The organism is Paenibacillus sp. FSL M7-1414, assembly GCF_038003195.1.
Lineage (GTDB): Bacteria > Bacillota > Bacilli > Paenibacillales > Paenibacillaceae > Paenibacillus > Paenibacillus amylolyticus.
Genome location: NZ_JBBOOS010000001.1, coordinates 4,149,699 through 4,168,293, shown reverse-complemented (window position 1 = coordinate 4,168,293; position 18,595 = coordinate 4,149,699). Strand labels below are relative to the sequence as shown.

15 protein-coding genes and 1 pseudogene are annotated in these 18,595 nt (G+C 40.5%); 11 read left to right on the top strand and 5 right to left on the bottom strand.

All coding sequences use genetic code 11. The features are described 5' to 3' along the window. Positions 1-57: 57 nt before the first annotated feature. Positions 58-1,038, bottom strand: coding sequence for a serine hydrolase domain-containing protein (locus tag MHH92_RS17980; RefSeq protein WP_340905372.1), 981 nt, complete (start codon positions 1,036-1,038; stop codon positions 58-60). Between the two features lie 53 nt (positions 1,039-1,091). Beyond that, positions 1,092-1,307, bottom strand: coding sequence for a helix-turn-helix domain-containing protein (locus MHH92_RS17975; protein WP_340905370.1), 216 nt, complete (start codon positions 1,305-1,307; stop codon positions 1,092-1,094). Positions 1,308-1,436: 129 nt separating this feature from the next. On the opposite strand from MHH92_RS17975, the gene MHH92_RS17970 reads away from it, so the two are divergent. Then, positions 1,437-1,706: a DUF6809 family protein gene (locus MHH92_RS17970; protein ID WP_340905368.1), complete on the top strand. Its 270-nt coding sequence runs from the start codon at positions 1,437-1,439 to the stop codon at positions 1,704-1,706. 74 nt (positions 1,707-1,780) lie between these two features. Here MHH92_RS17970 and MHH92_RS17965 read toward each other — a convergent pair whose 3' ends face one another. Then, positions 1,781-5,272, bottom strand: a complete 3,492-nt coding sequence (locus tag MHH92_RS17965) for an SIR2 family NAD-dependent protein deacylase (protein ID WP_340905366.1) — start codon at positions 5,270-5,272, stop codon at positions 1,781-1,783. 182 nt (positions 5,273-5,454) lie between these two features. Between MHH92_RS17965 and MHH92_RS17960 the strand changes: the two are divergent. The 6 genes and pseudogenes from MHH92_RS17960 to MHH92_RS17935 all read left to right on the top strand — a co-directional run bounded on the left by MHH92_RS17960 (position 5,455) and on the right by MHH92_RS17935 (position 11,468). Continuing rightward, a pseudogene (locus tag MHH92_RS17960) lies at positions 5,455-6,522 on the top strand (ankyrin repeat domain-containing protein). 275 nt (positions 6,523-6,797) lie between these two features. Then, positions 6,798-8,105 carry an SPFH domain-containing protein gene (locus MHH92_RS17955; RefSeq protein WP_340905364.1) on the top strand — a complete coding sequence of 436 codons (1,308 nt, stop codon included), beginning with the start codon at positions 6,798-6,800 and terminating at the stop codon, positions 8,103-8,105. Beyond that, complete coding sequence (locus tag MHH92_RS17950) at positions 8,105-8,848, top strand: hypothetical protein (protein ID WP_340905362.1); 744 nt, start codon at positions 8,105-8,107, stop codon at positions 8,846-8,848. The genes MHH92_RS17955 and MHH92_RS17950 overlap by 1 nt, the downstream gene beginning before the upstream one ends. 18 nt (positions 8,849-8,866) lie before the next feature. Next, positions 8,867-9,241, top strand: a complete 375-nt coding sequence (locus tag MHH92_RS17945) for a hypothetical protein (protein ID WP_340905360.1) — start codon at positions 8,867-8,869, stop codon at positions 9,239-9,241. Positions 9,242-9,333: 92 nt separating this feature from the next. Then, the gene (locus tag MHH92_RS17940) at positions 9,334-9,825 is read left to right on the top strand and encodes a hypothetical protein (protein WP_340905358.1); all 492 of its coding nucleotides are present in this window, start codon (positions 9,334-9,336) and stop codon (positions 9,823-9,825) included. Positions 9,826-10,115: 290 nt separating this feature from the next. Then, positions 10,116-11,468 (top strand): glucoamylase family protein, encoded by a 1,353-nt coding sequence (locus MHH92_RS17935; protein ID WP_340905357.1) that lies wholly within the window; start codon positions 10,116-10,118, stop codon positions 11,466-11,468. Positions 11,469-11,652: 184 nt separating this feature from the next. On the opposite strand, the gene MHH92_RS17930 is transcribed toward MHH92_RS17935, so the two are convergent. Beyond that, on the bottom strand, positions 11,653-12,291 hold the full coding sequence (locus tag MHH92_RS17930; protein ID WP_340905356.1) for a TetR/AcrR family transcriptional regulator: 639 nt from the start codon (positions 12,289-12,291) through the stop codon (positions 11,653-11,655). Between the two features lie 126 nt (positions 12,292-12,417). On the opposite strand from MHH92_RS17930, the gene MHH92_RS17925 reads away from it, so the two are divergent. Further along, complete coding sequence (locus MHH92_RS17925; RefSeq protein WP_340905353.1) at positions 12,418-13,980, top strand: FAD-dependent monooxygenase; 1,563 nt, start codon at positions 12,418-12,420, stop codon at positions 13,978-13,980. A 119-nt stretch (positions 13,981-14,099) separates the two neighbouring features. On the opposite strand, the gene MHH92_RS17920 is transcribed toward MHH92_RS17925, so the two are convergent. Then, entirely contained in the window at positions 14,100-15,638 is a 1,539-nt protein-coding gene (locus MHH92_RS17920) for a hypothetical protein (protein WP_340905352.1), read from the bottom strand. A gap of 152 nt (positions 15,639-15,790) precedes the next feature. Between MHH92_RS17920 and MHH92_RS17915 the strand changes: the two genes are divergently transcribed. From MHH92_RS17915 to MHH92_RS17905, 3 genes are all read left to right on the top strand, one after another. After that, positions 15,791-16,597 (top strand): helix-turn-helix transcriptional regulator, encoded by an 807-nt coding sequence (locus tag MHH92_RS17915; protein ID WP_340905350.1) that lies wholly within the window; start codon positions 15,791-15,793, stop codon positions 16,595-16,597. Positions 16,598-16,732: 135 nt separating this feature from the next. Further along, positions 16,733-17,689, top strand: a complete 957-nt coding sequence (locus MHH92_RS17910; protein WP_047843469.1) for an aldo/keto reductase — start codon at positions 16,733-16,735, stop codon at positions 17,687-17,689. Positions 17,690-17,827: 138 nt separating this feature from the next. Further along, positions 17,828-18,409 carry a cupin domain-containing protein gene (locus MHH92_RS17905; RefSeq protein ID WP_340905345.1) on the top strand — a complete coding sequence of 194 codons (582 nt, stop codon included), beginning with the start codon at positions 17,828-17,830 and terminating at the stop codon, positions 18,407-18,409. Positions 18,410-18,595 lie beyond the last annotated feature (186 nt).

The window sequence follows — 18,595 nt, the reverse complement described above, 5'->3', positions numbered from 1 at the left end:
GTATGGCCACAAGGTTGGGGGTTCATTGGTCGAACAGGATAGAAGGACTGCCTGCGTTTATAACATTTTCCATAGCTCAGGGGCGATTAATCGAGGGAAAACATCCAGCGGAGGTTTCTCTTTCTTTCGTTTGTCATTGGTTAACACGGTAACGAGCTCTAGCTCAGGGACAATATATACATACTGACCACCAAATCCTCGTGCGTAATAATAATGGAGATTGGGTTGGTCGTCTTCAGCAGCAATACCTTCGGAGTCAGACCTTTCGTTCGGATAGACATCCACCCACCAATGCCAAGCATAACTGCCGTGATTCGGTGGAGTGACTGTAATAAAAGGCTGCGTCGAACGAGATACGAGATCACTTGAAATGAGAGACCGCCCCTCCCACATACCTTGTTGTAGAAACAGCTGACCAAATTTCAACAGATCTACGGGTAACATTTTAAGACCGAATCCGCCGGTATGTACACCTTGAGGATCACTTTCCCATTCATAATCCTTAATTCCCAGCGGGTCAAAAAGATAGTGTTCTGCGAACTCTGCTACGTTCATACCTGCATTTTGCATCAGGATGGCCGATAGGATCTGTGATACTCCGGAGTTGTACTCCATATATGTACCCGGTTCATGGCTTAGGCGTTGTTCCAACGAAAAATTCACCCAATGATCGGTGCGGGTCATGCGAGGGAATGAATTCTGCCCACCGAACTCGTCCCAGTTGAATCCGGCTGTCATGGTAAGCAGTTGTTCCAGTGTGATCGAAGGTTTACGCGGATCAGGATCGGATGTCAACTGTGGAAAAAAGGTGGAGATTGGGGTTGATGCTTCTGGCAACAAACCTTTATCCATCGCTATACAGATGAGGGCGGATAGCACACTCTTGGTACATGAATTGATTTTTGCAATATCAGTCGCAGCCTCTTGGTTGCGGTAGTGTTCGTATATGATCTCACCGCGTATGCTGACGAGGCAGCTTCGCAGATCCAGCTGCGGAACGATCTGTTGTAACTTGGATGACAGTGATGAAGGATTCATAGTGTCCTTTCTATACGGTTGATTTGTAATGATTAATATTAAGGGTATAAAGCCTAATCGTTTAAACGCTTGGGATTTTTCGTTTGTCCCAATATATAATCGATACTAACATTATGAAATTCAGATAGCTTGATTAGAACTACACTTGGAACATCTAAAACGCCAGTTTCATATCTAGAATAAGTCGTTTGAGTAATGTTCAACATTTTAGCCAATTGCTGTTGAGTCAAATCTTTATCTTCTCTTAGATCACGAATTCGTTTATACATAAGTATCACCCTAAATCAGCTTACTCTATGCGGAAACTGCATATTGATATTTATGCGGTTTTCGCATAAGCTTAAACCAAGCTAATTAATGAGTTTTTACTGTAAAAAAATTGTTAGGGAGGGATTGAAATGAAAAGTATATTAGAAGAAATCTATTATGGTAATCTGAGACCAGAGGAGAATATTGTTCCTAAAGATTCGGAGTATCGATCTATTAATAAGGAGATTACAGCTAATATCGAAAAATTTCAGAAAAAGCTTTCGGAGGATGACTTTAAACAGTTGGAGGAACTATTAGATATGATAGATAATATTAATTCCACTAATTCTTGTGAGGCATTTGTGACAGGATTTAAAATAGGGACACTGATTACGAACGAAGTTTTTCAACGAGAGTAGGTTAGATTGGATAGGTGGTAGAAATCAATACTTATAAAAAAAGCCTACTCGTATAGAGTAGGCTTTAAATGGGATCAACTTGTTTTAATAAAGTAATCAGAGTTTATTCGTATCTCCGGTAAACGATGATTTATAATGATTTCTTTCCAATGATCCAGTTCGGTACCTACCTCTTCACTTTTCATAATAATCAATTGAGTGACTAAAGATGAAATACTTGCATGTAGTTCGAACTCATCTTGAGACAAGATTAAATCATCGTTCTCGATAATAAAATCGATGTTATTGTTGGAGAATTCAATCAAAAACACGCAATCTTCTTTAGAAAAAATCAATGGTTTTGATTTTATAATTTGAAGGATAGCATCACAAGCTGCTAGTTTGATTGTATGTGATCCGTATTTTAATATTTCAAATAATTGATTTAAGAGAGTAGTAGGTTCTTCATCAATATGGCCTTCTATAATTAACTCTAAATAGCTAGGTAATGCACGTAGAGCATGTTTGATTGAATCATCGGGAAATTTCCAAATCAAATCAGCATAACTTGTTGTAAAATCCAAATCTAAATTCAGCCTCTTTGCTTGTGGAAGAAGGTAGACAAAACAATAAATTTTACAGTGATATATCTCATTAATAAGGGAGCTTAATTTTTCTTTAAGCTTACTATCTAAATAATCCGAAGGAATTGTTTTCAGAATAGTATAACTGAGATATTGAACTAATAATATTAAGTAATCTGGTGAACGAATTAACCAATTTCTTTCATTCTCTGTACCTAATAAAATTGCTTTTTGAGAGTCCCACCAACAAAAGAATTTACTTAGCCATTCCGCGAGTATTTCCAGTGGGATTTCTTTATTTTTTTCTATAGTTTTATTTATAATTGATGAGAATTCTTTAAAATAATTATCAAATGTTGAACTATTACTTATAACCCCATTATTTCTAAACTTGGGGATCTCTTTATTAATGATAAAATCTTGGATAATCTGAAGTGGTTCTCTTTGTTTTGAATTAATGGAGTCAAAGATAAATTCAAAAGTACTTTGAAATACAAAATTACTAAAACCGAAAGAACGTTTAGAGGGCAATGAGTTAATAATTAATACTAGTTGATGCTCTTGATCTGTTGTCAGGTTTTGCGTTTGATAAAGAAAAACTAACCTTATTAGTGCGCTCTCTTCATTAGCATTTTCGAGTAGATTAGATTTAATTTCCTCTTTTATTTCTAATTTAATTGGTGTTAAGTCATTCATTGATAAAAGTATAAGAAACGGATCGAAGAAATTATTTGGGCTATTTTCAACGAAATTATTATCAAGAGCCACTAGTAATTTTTCAAAGAAAGTTTTCTTTAAATGGTATGTTTTCGAGAAAGTTAATCTTTGAATTAAGTTCGAGTAAAGTTCAACATCAGATATACTATAACTTTTTTTGTTTTCAATTAGCTCGAAAATCATCTCATCAAAAAGTATTTGTTTATCTGAAGAGAATGCAAAATATACACGTGATAAAATCTCTATTGCATGTTCAACTGGAACTAGTGGAGAAGATTCTAGAAGGGAATTAATTAGTATAGACTCGATTATTGTTAATTGAGGAGATTTAAGGTAATAAACAAATTGTCTAGTGAAAATATCTCCAATATCTTTATTGTTTGCATAATATAATCCCTTTGTCAGTGAGAAGTTGGGAAGAATAATGCTAATGTTTTTATGAGCAATTTCAAATCTTTTACGTATATAGTAGAGTCCAAATTCTTCCTGTAAAATTAAAGCCGCATAAGAGTCTAAAATTTCTTGACTCATAAAATCACCAAATTTTGAACTAGACTTTCTAGTTCTGGGATCAAATCCAAAGGTCTCTTTGTTACCTAAATCATAATTATATTCTTTAACAGATAGCCACGTTCTTTCAAGTTCACTGTTTGAATTGCAGCTATGAGAATTAATTTCACGCAATCTTTTAGAGTAGTAACCACGTTTATTAGTAATGCGTTCTAAATTATGGAGCACTACACTTTCAAGAGATAGTAATCTATAATTTTCATTATCAATTGTTAATAATTTTTTTATTTTTAATAAACTGAGTTCCAGTAAATTTTCTGCAACTTGCAACTGCTTTATATTAGAATAAACTACAGCTTTTTTGATATTCCATTCATAATCATTATCCGTGACCTGCCAATTGTTTAATTCAATTAGTACTTCATTGACCTTATTTAGTGCTAACAAATTGAGAATGGTTTCGTACTGAAGAAGGTGTCGTTGCTCCGAATTCAGATTACTGTCTTTTAAGGAATCAGAATACTGATTGAACATACCTTGATCAAAATCCAATCTAGCTTCTCTAAGGAGAACAAGTTTTATTTCATTTAAGTTAATATCTGAACCGTTAGATGAGACAAAATTTCTTATGATACTTTCGAGAATTCGATGTTTATTAAAATCAAGAGGTATTGAAAATATGTTAAAATACCAGAGAAATTCATTTATTGAATTTATTTTTTCTTGGCTAATATTATCTTCATTAAAGTTACTGAAAAAATGATTGCTGAGATTATGCAATTTGAGGGCATTTGATCTTCGTATGCTATCCGGTAATACTACCCAGCCAGGATAATTTTTACGATTGTAAATAAAATTATTAAGACTTCCATCTAATATACGATGTGGCCATTCATTTTTTTTCTTTTTTGATTCGTTCATTAGGAAACGGAATATATCTGTATACATATCATTAAAAGGATTTGAACTGTTTGAGTATAATCTTGTAAAGTCGATTAATGTTATCCCCTTCTTCTCCAATTCAACTCCACGACGCTCTTGATCATAACCAAGCATGTATACTTTAGGCATGTGCTCGCCTAAATTCTCCGACACCCATGATGTCCAATTACTAAAGTTAGGATCATCTCCTGAAAAACCTATTAATACAAAAGTTGTTTCCATAATTGACTGCTGAACCATATTCACAAATGGACTAAATTTTACAGGATAATTATCATAATCCGTTTTCGTAAAAATAAAAGGTCTATTTGCAGGGAAACTACCATGAAGCTTAATGATACGAGGTTGAACTGAATTTGGAATGTCACTTATATCATAGATAGTTTGATAATTTCTCTCATGAACATGGCTTTTAGCACGTTCTAAAAGAGTATCGTAATTAGTTGTATAAATATCGCTCCAAGGTAGTTTTAATAAATCAAAATGAAGGCTATCAGGCTCGTAATTGTTATCTGGTATAGCATTTTTGAGAGCTTCATCTAGACTGGTTCTACCGTACTCTTTAACATATAACTGACCTATCTCTAATACATCTACATCGCTAAGGTCTCCTTTGTGGCTCAAACTTTTAGTTAGTTCATCTTTAATATCATGCCAGAGGGCCATGCCATTAAAAGAATCTTCAATCTTTTTAGCATTTAAGCTAAACCCAGCACCAACCATTACTGTAACTCTGCTTTTTCCATCATCTGACCACAATCTATCTCTTATTTTTTTGAAATGAGGATACATATCAAGTTTTTCTTGAAAGAATTCTTCAACATCCTTGGTCATAGTGATTCTCCTAAGAATATGTATTTTTTAAGATATTTAAATGAAAATTTATAATTCTAATATGAGGATTCGACAATTCTCTTAAATTAGTGATAGGTTATAATAATAAACCTATTTTATATTATATCCCATTCATAAATTCAACTAAATATAAAATTGATTAGTAGTAGGAGGGTACACCTTTGTTCAAAATCGGAAATCAAGGAACGTTCGAAACGCTTCCTGATCATGCCAGGGCAATATATGAGGGAGACGCAGGTGCAGTAGAAGAATTTATTAACCAGGGCATGGATCTCGAAGAAGAGATTATTCTCAGTAAATACATAGCATTAACGCCACTCGACCTTGCTTTAATCTGCAATCAACCGGAAGTGGTTAAGTTGTTGGTCGAGCATGGAGTTAATCTAAATGTGAAAAATAATTCCGCAATCCTGAAGGCGGTTAGATACTGTGGAGCAGAGATGGTGCGATACCTGTACCAGCAAGGTGCCAAGTTAAATGGACTTAATCGGGTCAAATCCAGTGCATATGATGAAGCCTACTACGGTAACAAAAAGAATATAACCGTGCTGAATGAACTCGGGTTGGATATTCGAAAATATGGAGGCAAAACATTACGTAAAGCGGTTGCTGATCACGATATGAAGACAGTCCAGTACTTGCTGGAGCAGGGAGTAGACGTCAATTACAATGAACCTGACATGGTATATCCGTACAAGGCGACACCTCTCACGGTAGCTGCACGACTTAATAACATGAAGATGGTTCGATATCTGGTGGAGCAGGGAGCAGATGTGACCATTCAGGAGAAGGATGGGGAGCGGGCGTACACGATTGCAGCGAGTTAGAAGAATGAAGAAATGGCTGAATATCTAAAGGGGCATGAACCTCAAGAGTTTCATGATATGAGCAACAAATTGCATGCATTGAAGTCTTATAAACTTCCACAGCAGCTTATTGAATTTCTAACTGGCGGTACCCGAAGAATGGACTTGCCAGATAATGAATCAGGCATCCGATATATAGAATTCTTTCATCTGATTGATACCGTGGAGATGAAAATGGGCAGGCAGAAGCTGCTGCGTATTTCCTCGAATATTGATCAATACTCACATATCCTGATTGTCTGGAATCCGAGCAAAAAAATGATTGGATATGCTGATATTGAACATCAAGAACATGGAACGATATCTACATTTGAAGAGTTCATGTTAAATCCAGCTACAGCTATAGAGGATATCCTGAATTAGATGGAGTATACACGAGATTTCCATGAACCTCTTTCCTATGATCATATGGAAGAGGTCTTTTTACTATGAAGAAATATGAATATAGGAAAATTATCATATGAAACATGAACTATGCTAGTGCGTAATAAGGTTAGAAATGGTAAAATATCAATGCCTAGACATGGAATAAGTAGATTAAAGACAATTAAATATAGGAAATAGTGTAGAATCAGTGTTTTAGCAAAAAAACTTTATAGTAAATTATAGTAATCTAATACTGAATTGAGGAATTGAACATGGCGATTATTGACGTAATTAAGTATGATGGCTCACCTGATGTGTTTGCTTGGAAACATCCCGAGACTGAACTGGGAACATGGACTCAGTTAATTGTTAATCAATCTCAACAAGCAATTCTTTTCAAGGATGGAAGAGCACTTGATATGTTTGGACCCGGAAGGCATACGTTGAGTACTGCAAATATCCCAATCTTGAACCGTCTCGTTAACCTTCCGTTCGGAGGGAAGTCACCTTTTGCAGCAGAAGTATGGTATGTCAATCAAGTAAGCGCATTGGATGTTAAGTGGGGAACGGCGAATCCGATTCAGATCCAGGATCCCAAGTATAATATTATTGTTCCCGTAAGAACATTTGGACAAATGGGAATTAAAATTTCGGATTCACGAAAATTTTTGGTCAAGCTTGTGGGAACACTGCCTGAGTTTAACCAAGCTAATATGATTAATTACTTCCGTGGGTTGATTATCATGAATATTAACTCCATGTTGTCATCATATCTAATACATAGAAAAGTAAGTGTTTTGGAGATTAATGCATATATCGCCGAGATATCACGACATTTTGCAGATACGGTAGCTTCTACTTTTGAAGAATTTGGTATTGAGTTAATCAACCTGTATATTCACAATGTCAATCTGCCCGAAGAAGACCCTTCAGTCATTCGATTAAGAGAAGCGTTGGCACGCAAAGCTGAGATGGATATCATTGGGTACACATATCAGCAAGAACGTTCGTTTGATACGCTTGAAGGTGCAGCGAAAAATGAAGGAAGCATGCAGTCAGACATCATGGGCGCAGGGCTTGGTATGGGCATGGGGGTTGGTCTGGGGGGTTCTTTCAGTAGCGAGATGTCCCAGATGTCTAAAGTGATGTCTACGAAGGAAACGCCTGCAGTAAGTATATGTAAGCAGTGTCATCATCCGAACCAAGAGAACAGCGCATTTTGCAGCAAATGTGGCAATTCATTAGCCGAAAAATCGGTAGCAACAACAGATTGCAATAATTGTGGACATGCCTTGCCAAAGGGAACCAAATTCTGTCCTAACTGTGGTGACAAATACCACGCGTGTCCTTCATGTGGGGCGGATAATGCGGAGAACGCATTGGAATGTATCCAATGTCATCAACCGATGCCTAGCCCATGCCCAAATTGTAACCATATGAATTCCGGTCATACAAAATTCTGTGGCAACTGTGGCACAAGTTTAAGCTTGAAATGTAGTCGGTGCCAACATGAAGTAAAACCCGGCCAGAAGTTCTGTCTCGATTGCGGAAACAATCTGCAAGAAGGAGGACAGGCATAGTGATGGTAAAACGGAGCAATCTCTTGATTTTGGATGTCGTCTATTTAATATGCATGTTAGTATCGTCGATCGTTTCTTTTACGCTGTTTAATCATGCGCTTCTGTCGTTTTCTTTTTGGATGAATCTCGTTGCTTCTTATGTAGCGATTACGGCTATTTGGATCTACGCGCGGTTCATCATGCAAAATATGGATCGGTATAAACGGTTTGTTCCAGGTTACACAGCTTTAGGTGTAGTATTAGGTATTTATCTGATTTGTGTGATGATCTACACGTTGTTAACAGGTTCAGCAGATCATGCGCTTCGCTGGTTCGTATTGTTACACACGGTAACGATTGCGATCGCAATTATTTTGTGCGGAATCATTATGATCTATATTCAGAGTGCGCGCCGTCATGAAACAGATGAACATACAAAAATCGCAAACTTACAATTAATCGAAAAAGCCTTACAGCAATTGCTTCATACCATGGTGCAACATTCCGTCCTAACTGTGGAAGAAGAGCGCAAAACCGTTCAATCATTAATTGAACTTGTAAAGTATAGTGACCCAATCACTCCGGATTCCCTTGAGAAAAATGACCGCCAGATCTTGCTGGACATTGAATTGATGAACAGTGAGCTTGCAAATCAGTACGAAGCAGGGGAATTGGTAAATAGTGAACGTTTTGCTTCGCAACTATCCCAGTTAAAGTTCCGTTTGAAAGAGCGCAATCAACAGATCATGACAAGCAAATCATAAATTGCTGGAGGAAATGCCGTGAAAAGATTTTTTGGAATTATATTAATTATCATTTCGTGTCTGACGATCCTGTTCTCTTTAATCATGCTGTCTGAAGGAACGGAGATGGCCATTTTTAGTACAATTGTGTTTTTTATACCAGGGGTTATCGTACTTGTTACGGGAATTAAAATGTGTGGTCGACCTAAATCTCGTTCTAACACTGATCAATACCGTCACAATTCTAATGATAATCAATATTACGAAGATCAGCATAATGAGAAATATGAAGAGAAAGATGAACTTCAAGAATCTGTAGCCGTGAATTGTTCAGGGTGTGGAGCCAAGGTAAAGGTATATCCTGCCTTGTCTGCGGATTGTGAGTATTGCGGAACGACAATGAGGATTTCGTAGTTGTAGCTAACATAAATACACTTTAACAGCTTTTACAGATACCTGTAGTGTATACCGCTAGGTATAGAGTGTTGTTTCTGGGAGGAATCGTGTTGTTAAGGAAGTTATTTGGACTCTTTTTTATGTTTTATGCCATTGCTATACCCATACGATTACTTATGGAAGAGAATTTCTTAGATCAATTGAATATAGTTCTTGTAGTTGAAATTATTATTATTGAATTTTTATTTTTGTTTTTTGGTATTAAATTGCTTAGGAAAAAACGTGTTAAGAAAAAGCGTGTCCCTGAACGAAAGTTTTATGGGGGAGACTATGGAGGTCATCTTGATCGCGAAAATGCGAATCCGCATACTTATTCAAGTTACAATAGCAACACCGTGAGTTACAGTAGTCATAATACAATTAACTATACAGAGATCAATTTTTCAGATAAGGAAAACACTGAAGAGAAAGCCGATGAAAAAGTTGAAGAGCCACAAAGGCCTGTTTCAGTGAGTTGCCCTGGATGTGGGGCGAAGGCAAAAGTACTTCCTAAGCAATCAACGGACTGCGAGTATTGCGGAACAACAGTTGTAGCAACTTAGAACGGTTCAGAATGGATACGTGAAGGGTTAAGCCTGATTCCTATGGAGTCGGGCTTTTAATCTCCTCAATTTAGAATCTCTAAAAGACCCTCAAACGATCAAATCGTCATATAATTCCACGTGAGTTGCCTTAATGAAGTTTCTTTAATGAAACGTTTCGAATTCACATTTATAATTAATCCACATTATGTTCAGTGTTTGTAAGCGTTCTATTTTCTTGTTTACGCAAATGGGAAAATTATGATAACATATACACGAAACGTTTCGAATCCATTTGAAGGGAGAAAATCATGAAAAAAGTAAAACAATTCAGCTTTATTTTAACTTTTTGTCTGTTAGCTAATCTAGCTTTAACTCCTATGGCTTCAGCAGGTGACTCAAGCAATTTAATTGGATTTCGAGCAGAATTGAAAGCGGTTGCATATAAGACCTATACGTTTTTTGAGGACTATACGGATCAGAACACCGGCTTGACTTACGATGAAGTACGGCACACTGAAAACGGGATAGAAGAAGCTAAACGTACCTCGCCCACAAACATCGCAATGTATATGATGAGTACCGTTTCAGCGCAACAATTGGGCATTATTTCTAAGAAAGAAGCTGTACATCGCCTGCAAACAACTATAAATTCCCTCGAAAAGTTAGAAAAATGGAACGGTCTATTTTATAACTGGTATAACACAGATGACGGATCAGTGAAGAAAGATTGGGGACAATTTATTTCCCAAGTCGATAATGGCTGGTTATCCGCTGGTTTAATTGTTGTTGGGCAAGCCTATGAAGAACTTCATGGGGAAACAAGCAAGTTGGTTACAGATATGAATTATACTCCGCTATATGATCCTGAAGTCGGCCAATTCCGCGGCGGTTATGATGTGGCTAAAGGCGCGCTGACGGACCACCATTATGGGATGTTTTATACGGAACCACGTGTAGGCAGCTATATTGCCATTGGGAAAGGTGACGTTCCCCAAGATCATTGGTGGAAGATGTATCGCACATTACCTCAAGAATGGGATTGGCAAGCTCAGATTCCTCAAGGCAAATCCGTTAAGTACGATGGAGTGGATGTGTTTGAAGGAAGTTATGTATACAAGGATAAAAAGTTCGTACCAAGCTGGGGAGGCAGCATGTTTGAAGCTCTTATGCCCGGTATGGTCATAAAGGAAAAAGAGTTGGGTACTCAAGCTTTGGGATTGAACAATCAGCGTCATGTCGAATTGCAGATCGAATACGCCAAAGAAAAAGGGTATGACGCATGGGGCTTTTCACCTTCTGCAACTCCGACAGGTTACAGTGAGTTTGCAGCAACGCCATTGGGTACCTCAGGTTACAAAGATGGAGCAACGGTAACAGCACACGCAACATTCCTTGCTCTGGATTATGCCCCTGAAGCTGTTCGAAAGAACATTAAAGCTTTAAAGAACTTCAAAATGTTTGGCAAATATGGGTTCTATGACTCACTCAATGTTGAAACGGGAGAACTTGCAAAAGCTTATCTGGCACTGGATCAAGGGATGATTATGGTGTCGATCGCCAACTATCTTCAAGATGGCGTTATCCGCGATTATTTTCACAGTGATGTGATAGGGCAGACGCCAGAAGAATTATTGAAAAAAGAAGTGTTTTCCATTCAATGAAGGGCTGCTTTAGATTAGAGCAAGATCACTAACGAAATGGGACGAAGATTAAAAGATGGGCGGAACGAAGCAGGGTATCAGCATGCTTCGTTCCGTTTTTGCGTTTACCATTGATAATGAAGTCGCAGATCGATTAGATTATGGAATTTATCCGGAAAAAGACAAGGCATTTACAATGGCGATTTTAAGACTTACGTTGTGGGGCATAAGCGCAAAGAAAGACGCGTACGCCTTCAGTGATGATATTTTTAGTTTGTTCCTCATCTAATGTCCCGATTTTTCCCGGTTGATTAAATACCAATAAAAACGTTAATGCAGCGAAGTGCTTTGCAGCCATTTTAGGATCAATCACATGGAGCAGTCCGTTTTGTCCAAACGCTGTAAACCTCCTGATAATCCCCTCTTCAGTTGCGTTATCCAGCCTTTCAAAAAACGAGTCTGGCAGGTTGGCAGCTTCCACCATAACCAGACGGATCAAAGCCTTGTAATCTGCCGAACCGTTTGCAGAAGCTACGATTTGCTCACAAAATAAGATGAGCGCCTGCTCAAGATCTTCGAATTTCCAGAGGTGGTCTGAAATCCCTTGCTCAATCATGACGAGAACCGCCGAACTGGATTCTTCAACAACGGCAAGCAGTAGGTTCTGTTTGTCGCCATAATAATCATAAACTGTCCGTTTGGAAACTCCCGCTTTAGTTGCGACCGCATCGACGCTGGAACGATCAAACCCGTCTGAAAGAAATAGCTCTCGTGCCGCCGCAATAATATTAGCTCGTTTGTCTGAAGAGCCTTTGCGGATTTTCTTGTTTTCCGTATGATCCATTCTTACGTTTTCCCCCTTATATGTGTATTTTACAAATTGATTAGAGTCCTGCTTTACAAACTACACTGTACGGTGTAGTGTAACAAATGTAGCGCATCAAATCAATGATCAAGGAGGTTTTTATTCATGAATACCATACCGTCTGTTGTTGATGTCCTCATTGTCGGGGCCGGACCCACAGGGCTTACACTTGCCTGCGACCTTGCCCGTCGAAACGTCAACCATCGTATTATTGAACGAAGCACCGTGTATAACGTTGCATCTCGCGCCAAAGGAATCCAGCCTCGCTCGCTTGAAGTCATCGATGATTTGGAAGCCGTTCACTACATTGTTGATACAGGTGTTGTGGACTTGCCTGTTCGTTATTATACTGCAGATGGCAGAAGTGTGGACAAACCGACTATTACCGTTGCAGCCAGCGTCGAACTTGAGACACCCTATCGTGATCCGGTCTGGATTGCTCAATTTGATGTGGAAAAAGCGTTGCGCGACCGATATGCAGTGCTTGGCGGTCAAGTTGAGTTGGGCATGGAAGCTGTAGGGCTTGTTCAGGATGTGGATGGTGTATCGATAACGGTGAATACAGCACAAGGAGAAGAGCAAATTCGTGCTCGTTATGTAGTCGGCGCTGACGGGGGCAAAAGCAATATCCGCAAATTTATACACTTACCGTTGGTTGGGGAAACACATGATCATGAGCGATGGTATCTTGGCGATCTACGATTGGAAGGGTTAGATCGTGACCATATCCATATCTGGACTTCTTCGGAGGGGATGATTGGGGTGACGCCGCTACCAAAATCCGATATTTGGCAACTGCAGGCTACAGTTCCGGCAGACATTGATGAACCAGAGCAACCGTCGCTAGAGGTGTATCAAGCCATGTTTGACCGTCGAGCCGGGTCCGGACGTGTTCGGCTTACGGATGCTTCTTGGTTGTCCATCTACCGGGTCAACGTTCGTATGGTTGAATGTTACCGAAACAACCGGGTCTTTCTTGCCGGTGATGCTGCTCATGTTCATTCGCCGGCCGGTGGTCAAGGCATGAATACGGGAATACAGGACGCATACAACCTCGGCTGGAAGCTGGCGGCTGTCATACACGGAGCAGACACCGCCTTACTCGACACCTACGATGAGGAGCGCCGCCCAGTGGCTCAGGCCGTACTCAAAGACAGCACGAAGAAGATGGGAGGCGTTATAAGAACGGCGACTGAAGGCGGAGGGTTGTCCCAATCCTTGAGCACCATATCCGACGATCTGACGAGCGGGCTTCTCATTTCCTATCGTTCAAGTTCGCTTACCCATCCGTCTGCTCGAACAAATGCTACCCGTTTACTTCCTGGGGATCGTGCTCCTAATGCTACGGGACTACAAGGCGCCGGGTTTGCGGGAAGTGTCTTTGACCTCTTGCGCGGCCCACACTGGACGCTTTTGGCTTTTGCAAACTACATTGATCCTTCTCTGAAGAACTTCACCAACGATGCACTCCATTTGCATTATATCCTTCCATCGAAGGTGGAGGGGGCGGAAGGCATAATAGACACTGCAGGGAATGCCTATCGAGTTTACGATGTCGCAAGTAAAGAACTTGTATTGATTCGTCCTGACGGTTACATCGCCCTGCGCACCTCCATTGATGATACCGCATCGATCCTGAATTACTTGAATTTGTGTGGCTTATCATAGGATCGAGCGACCCAAGGCTCTGCCCGAATCACGTCGTCTTATTGAAAATAGAGTGTAAGAAATTCTATTCATGCAAAAGAGGGCCTGCCATTTTCATAACAGGACCCTTTTTCCGTAACCTAGAAATTCCTCAAACGATCAAATACCTCATATAATTCGTCCTGATTAACCTTAATCAAATCATCTTGACGCAGTTCCAAATGCTGCTGTAATTGATCCAGCATCTCCGTTAGAACAACATAAATCTCTTCCCGCTCAACAGTTTCAATAAAGCCGGTCTTGGCATCCATCTTGTTGAAGGTCTGTGTGTAGTTCTCAACCATGGAGACGAGTTGTTTGTGCATAGCTTCCTGATTGTTAAAATCTTGACTTAATTGACGGATTTCCTTCAAGCACTGTTTGTACAATTGAGCTGCTTTTTTGGCGTGTGCCGCCTTGATGTGGTCCCGCCCATCCCAATCCCGAAATGGATTGTTCAGGTTCTCCGCAAGCCATTCCGGTTTGCGTGCTTTGGTGATCTCTATATCAAGTCCGGCAGCAGCGAATTTTTTATATCTTGTTTTGATCGATTTGGCTGCATCGGCAGGAAGGCTGGTTAGCCACAGCGTAGCCAATTTTGGAAGTTGCTCTGGATCAGGGAATTCTTCACCATTGAAGCCGAACAGGTCATATGTAGTGAAGGTTTGCAAATTTGCCAAATGCTGAATCGACTCTATATGGGATACATTGCCGGGTTTACCCCACAGTCGCAACTCTGAAAGCTCAGGATAATACTGCACAAGTGGCTCCAGATTGAGCTCCGTAATATCTCTGATATGCAGACCTTCAAGTCGTGAGATACCCGTAACCTGTGGCAGGCCCGATGGAACATTGAGAGTGATGCATTTACCGTCTTCATAAGCCGCGATACGCAGATCAGGAGACAGCTCACCTGTGAAATTCAGACTTTTCATCTTTGTGTTTAAAATTAACTCCTTCAACCCGCTGACATCCACAATAAGTTTGGTCAGATGACTGTTGCTGATATCCAGCATCGTTTGACCATGATGTATGATATGAAGTTCATTAATGAACGGGTTGTCCTCTATAAATGGAAAGATCGATTCCGTATATCCCTCCATTTCAATATGTGTCAGACAAGGTAGCATTGAGAGTTCGGCTACATCTTCAGAAGATGTAGGGCTGAAATCGCGGAGTGTACTCGTACTGCGCCGCATTACACGATCGCCAACCATCACTTCTTTGTCATCATCCGCAGCTTGTTTGAACTGCGCTCTTCGGATCGCATCGATACCTTCCCATTCACGCTGGAGATAGAGACTTTCTCCGATTGGCCAGCCTCCGCCATACGTATTTGTTTCCTCGGTGTAGAGAGGAAGGATGTTACCTGCAAGCACATACTGTGAAGGAACTCTAGCACTCACGAAACTATGGGCAAGTCGATCATGCCAGAAATAGAAGTTACAGATCAGCGGTTTCATCTGATGAAGCTGCATTTCATTAGGCAGTTGATCACCAGTCCAATCCAACTGAAGGACGGAGGCAAGCGTGTCGGAAGTTTTACCCTCCGTTTCTTTCAGTCCAGTTACCTGGCAGGCTGTATATTGTTGTAATTTTTCGACATACACGCAGTACACATCTCCAACATTGGGGATCATGTTATGCTCCTTTCGTTCTGCACCAATCGATGCTAAGCTACTTGTAAACCAAGTATTCTGTAGAACTAATAATAGATGAATTATATCAAAGTCATTCAGAGACTACCATTTTGGGATAGGCTTGAATAATTTTATAAAAAGGAACGATGTCTATGGATACAAGTATGAGCCGTAACAAAAAACTGGGTGAGTTTTTGAAATCGCGGAGAAGCCGCATTCAACCGGAACAAGTTGGATTGTCAGGATCTTATGGACAGCGAAGAACACCCGGTCTACGGCGGGAAGAAGTAGCGGTATTGGCTGGTGTCAGTGCAACGTATTACACGTGGCTCGAACAGGGTAGGGAGTTGGCGGCTTCACGAGAAGTGATGCAGAGTATAGCGGATGCGCTCCGTTTAACCCTGGAAGAGAAGAGTCATCTATTTGACTTATGGGACCCTAATACGGAACATGAATTCCTTGCTTCGTATTCGCAACTGGAGCCAGGGTGGCATAGTATTATTGGCCAGTTGACTCATCCTTCCTTTATTACCAATGAACGTTCTGAGGTACTTGCCTGGAATGAAGCTGCAGATACGAACCTTTTCAACTTCTCGTCGATGAATGTGAATGAGCGTTTAATGATGCGGATTTTATTTCTGGATACAGCGCTCAGGGAGCGTATGCACAACTGGGATGAATTCGCGCGGCACTCGGTAGCCGTATTCCGTACGTATTATGACAAGTATCCGAGTGACCCCGAATTTAGCAGAATCGTGAAACAATTGATTGACGAAAGTGTAGACTTCCGAACGATCTGGAACCTGCACCAAGTTGAGTTAAAACAAGTCAATCGTGTCCTGCTTGAAACGACGGATCGGGCAGATGGCGTTGTGCATGCATACGATATCTTTTCCATGAATAATCTGAACAGCCAATCAGGCATTCATTGTTGTATTTACGTTCCTGTTGCCATATAGAAAGTTAATCAAACTGGTAATTTCTTTACTAGCATAAACAGAGTGTGGTTGGGGTCTCGGAAGTGAAATAGAATGAACTCAAGTTCATACGTATCTAGTTAACGTTTCTATTTCAAGATGAAAAGAGGGAGCCTCATGCTCATAACAAGAACACTGGGAAATGATAAATTACGAATATCTGCGCTTGGCCTGGGTGTGATGATGATGCCGGATAATGACGAATCGGTACATACCATTCAGGGTGCGCTGGATGCAGGAGTTACCATGTTTGATACGGCGGACCTGTACGGAGCGTATGAAAAACAGCGATTTGGAGGGAATGAAAAGCTGCTTGGACGCGCGCTTCAAGGTCGAAGATCCAAGGCAATCGTTGCCACCAAATTTGGTATAACACACACGCAGGGTCCCAAGGGAGATCCAGCCTACATCAAAAAGTCAGTAGATGCGAGTCTCTACAACCTGGGAATGGATTATATCGATCTCTATTATCAACATCGTCCTGATCCGAATACACCCATTGAAGAGACGGTAGGCACACTTGCCGATCTGGTTCAACAGGGGAAGATTCGATATATTGGTCTGTCCGAAGCGCCAGTAGAGATCATTCGGCGTGCACATGCTGTTCATCCGATTACAGCGTTGCAGACCGAATATTCATTATGGAGTCGAGAGCTTGAGGATGAGATTATGCCTGTCCTGCATGAATTGAACATAGGCTTGGTTCCATACAGCCCATTGGGACGTGGTTTCCTGACTGGTCAGATCCGTTCTATAGACGATCTCCCGGAAGATGATTATCGTCGTCACTATCCGCGTTTCCAAGGTGAGAACTTTCAGAAAAATCTGGAGGTTGTTGGATTGATCCAAGAGATGGCTAAGCAAAAAGGATGCACGGTCTCTCAACTTGCTCTGGCCTGGTTACTTGGAAAGGGAGAACATATCGTTCCGATCCCGGGGACTCGCAACCTGGAAAGAGTTCACGAGAACTTAGGAGCGTTACAGGTTTCGCTTACGGATGATGAGATGAACCAGATAGATCACATATCACCCCAAGGCATTGCAGCCGGAGGCAGATTCCCTGGTCAAGTCTAGTTCGTTTATACATGATTCTAAGAAACCTAATGTTCAGGATTAAAAACAATATATAACATGTGTCAACGGTATTATCTTTCTATTCTCCGGCATAGAGTACAACAATGAGATGTATGCCCAAGGAGGAGAAATGATCGTATGATAAATCCGATTTTACAAGCCCCGAATGTTCCGCTGGCAGCCGATTCCAATGCGGTTGTCAATTATCAGAGGGATTCACGCAACTATGTAACCCAGTTGTTTGGAGAACAGCTGCCGACCATTGCAAATGGTTTCTTCAACGTGTACTTAAGCAAAGGAATCATTGTGCAGCCGCACTGGCACACCAATGTCACGGAGATGGTTGTGGTCATCACCGGTGAAGTTACAGCGTCAGTCTTCAATCCGTTTACGCGTGAACGATTGACATATCGTCTGAAACCAGGTCAGGTTGTGGTATTTCCGAAAGGCTGGTTTCACTGGTTTGTGGCTGAGACAGATGATGTATATTTATTAACAATCTTTGATCAACCAACGCCTGATATTGTGTTTGGAGCGGATTTCTTGGCAGCTACACCGCCGGAGGTGGCTCACCGCGCGTACTGTTTGGATGAAGAGGCATATGCGAGAGCTGTTGCGTCTATTAAAAATGATGCGATTCTAGGCCCCCCAATAGGGTGTGATACACAGGTTTCTGATCAATCGACTTCACCTTCCAAGACGTCTGTGTCACCCTCCTAAGCTGAAATCTTAATTCAAGATTCCTTATTTATTATCAAAGTACACAGCCTGTAACTGGAGAATATCAGTTGCAGGCTTTTTGATGTGTCGATGTATTAATCGTATAAAGTCCACAGAGGGGGTTGGTATTCTATTAGAAAAAATTCAAAATGCCTGAGTCAGTGGGTTACGTTCTCTGTTAGTATA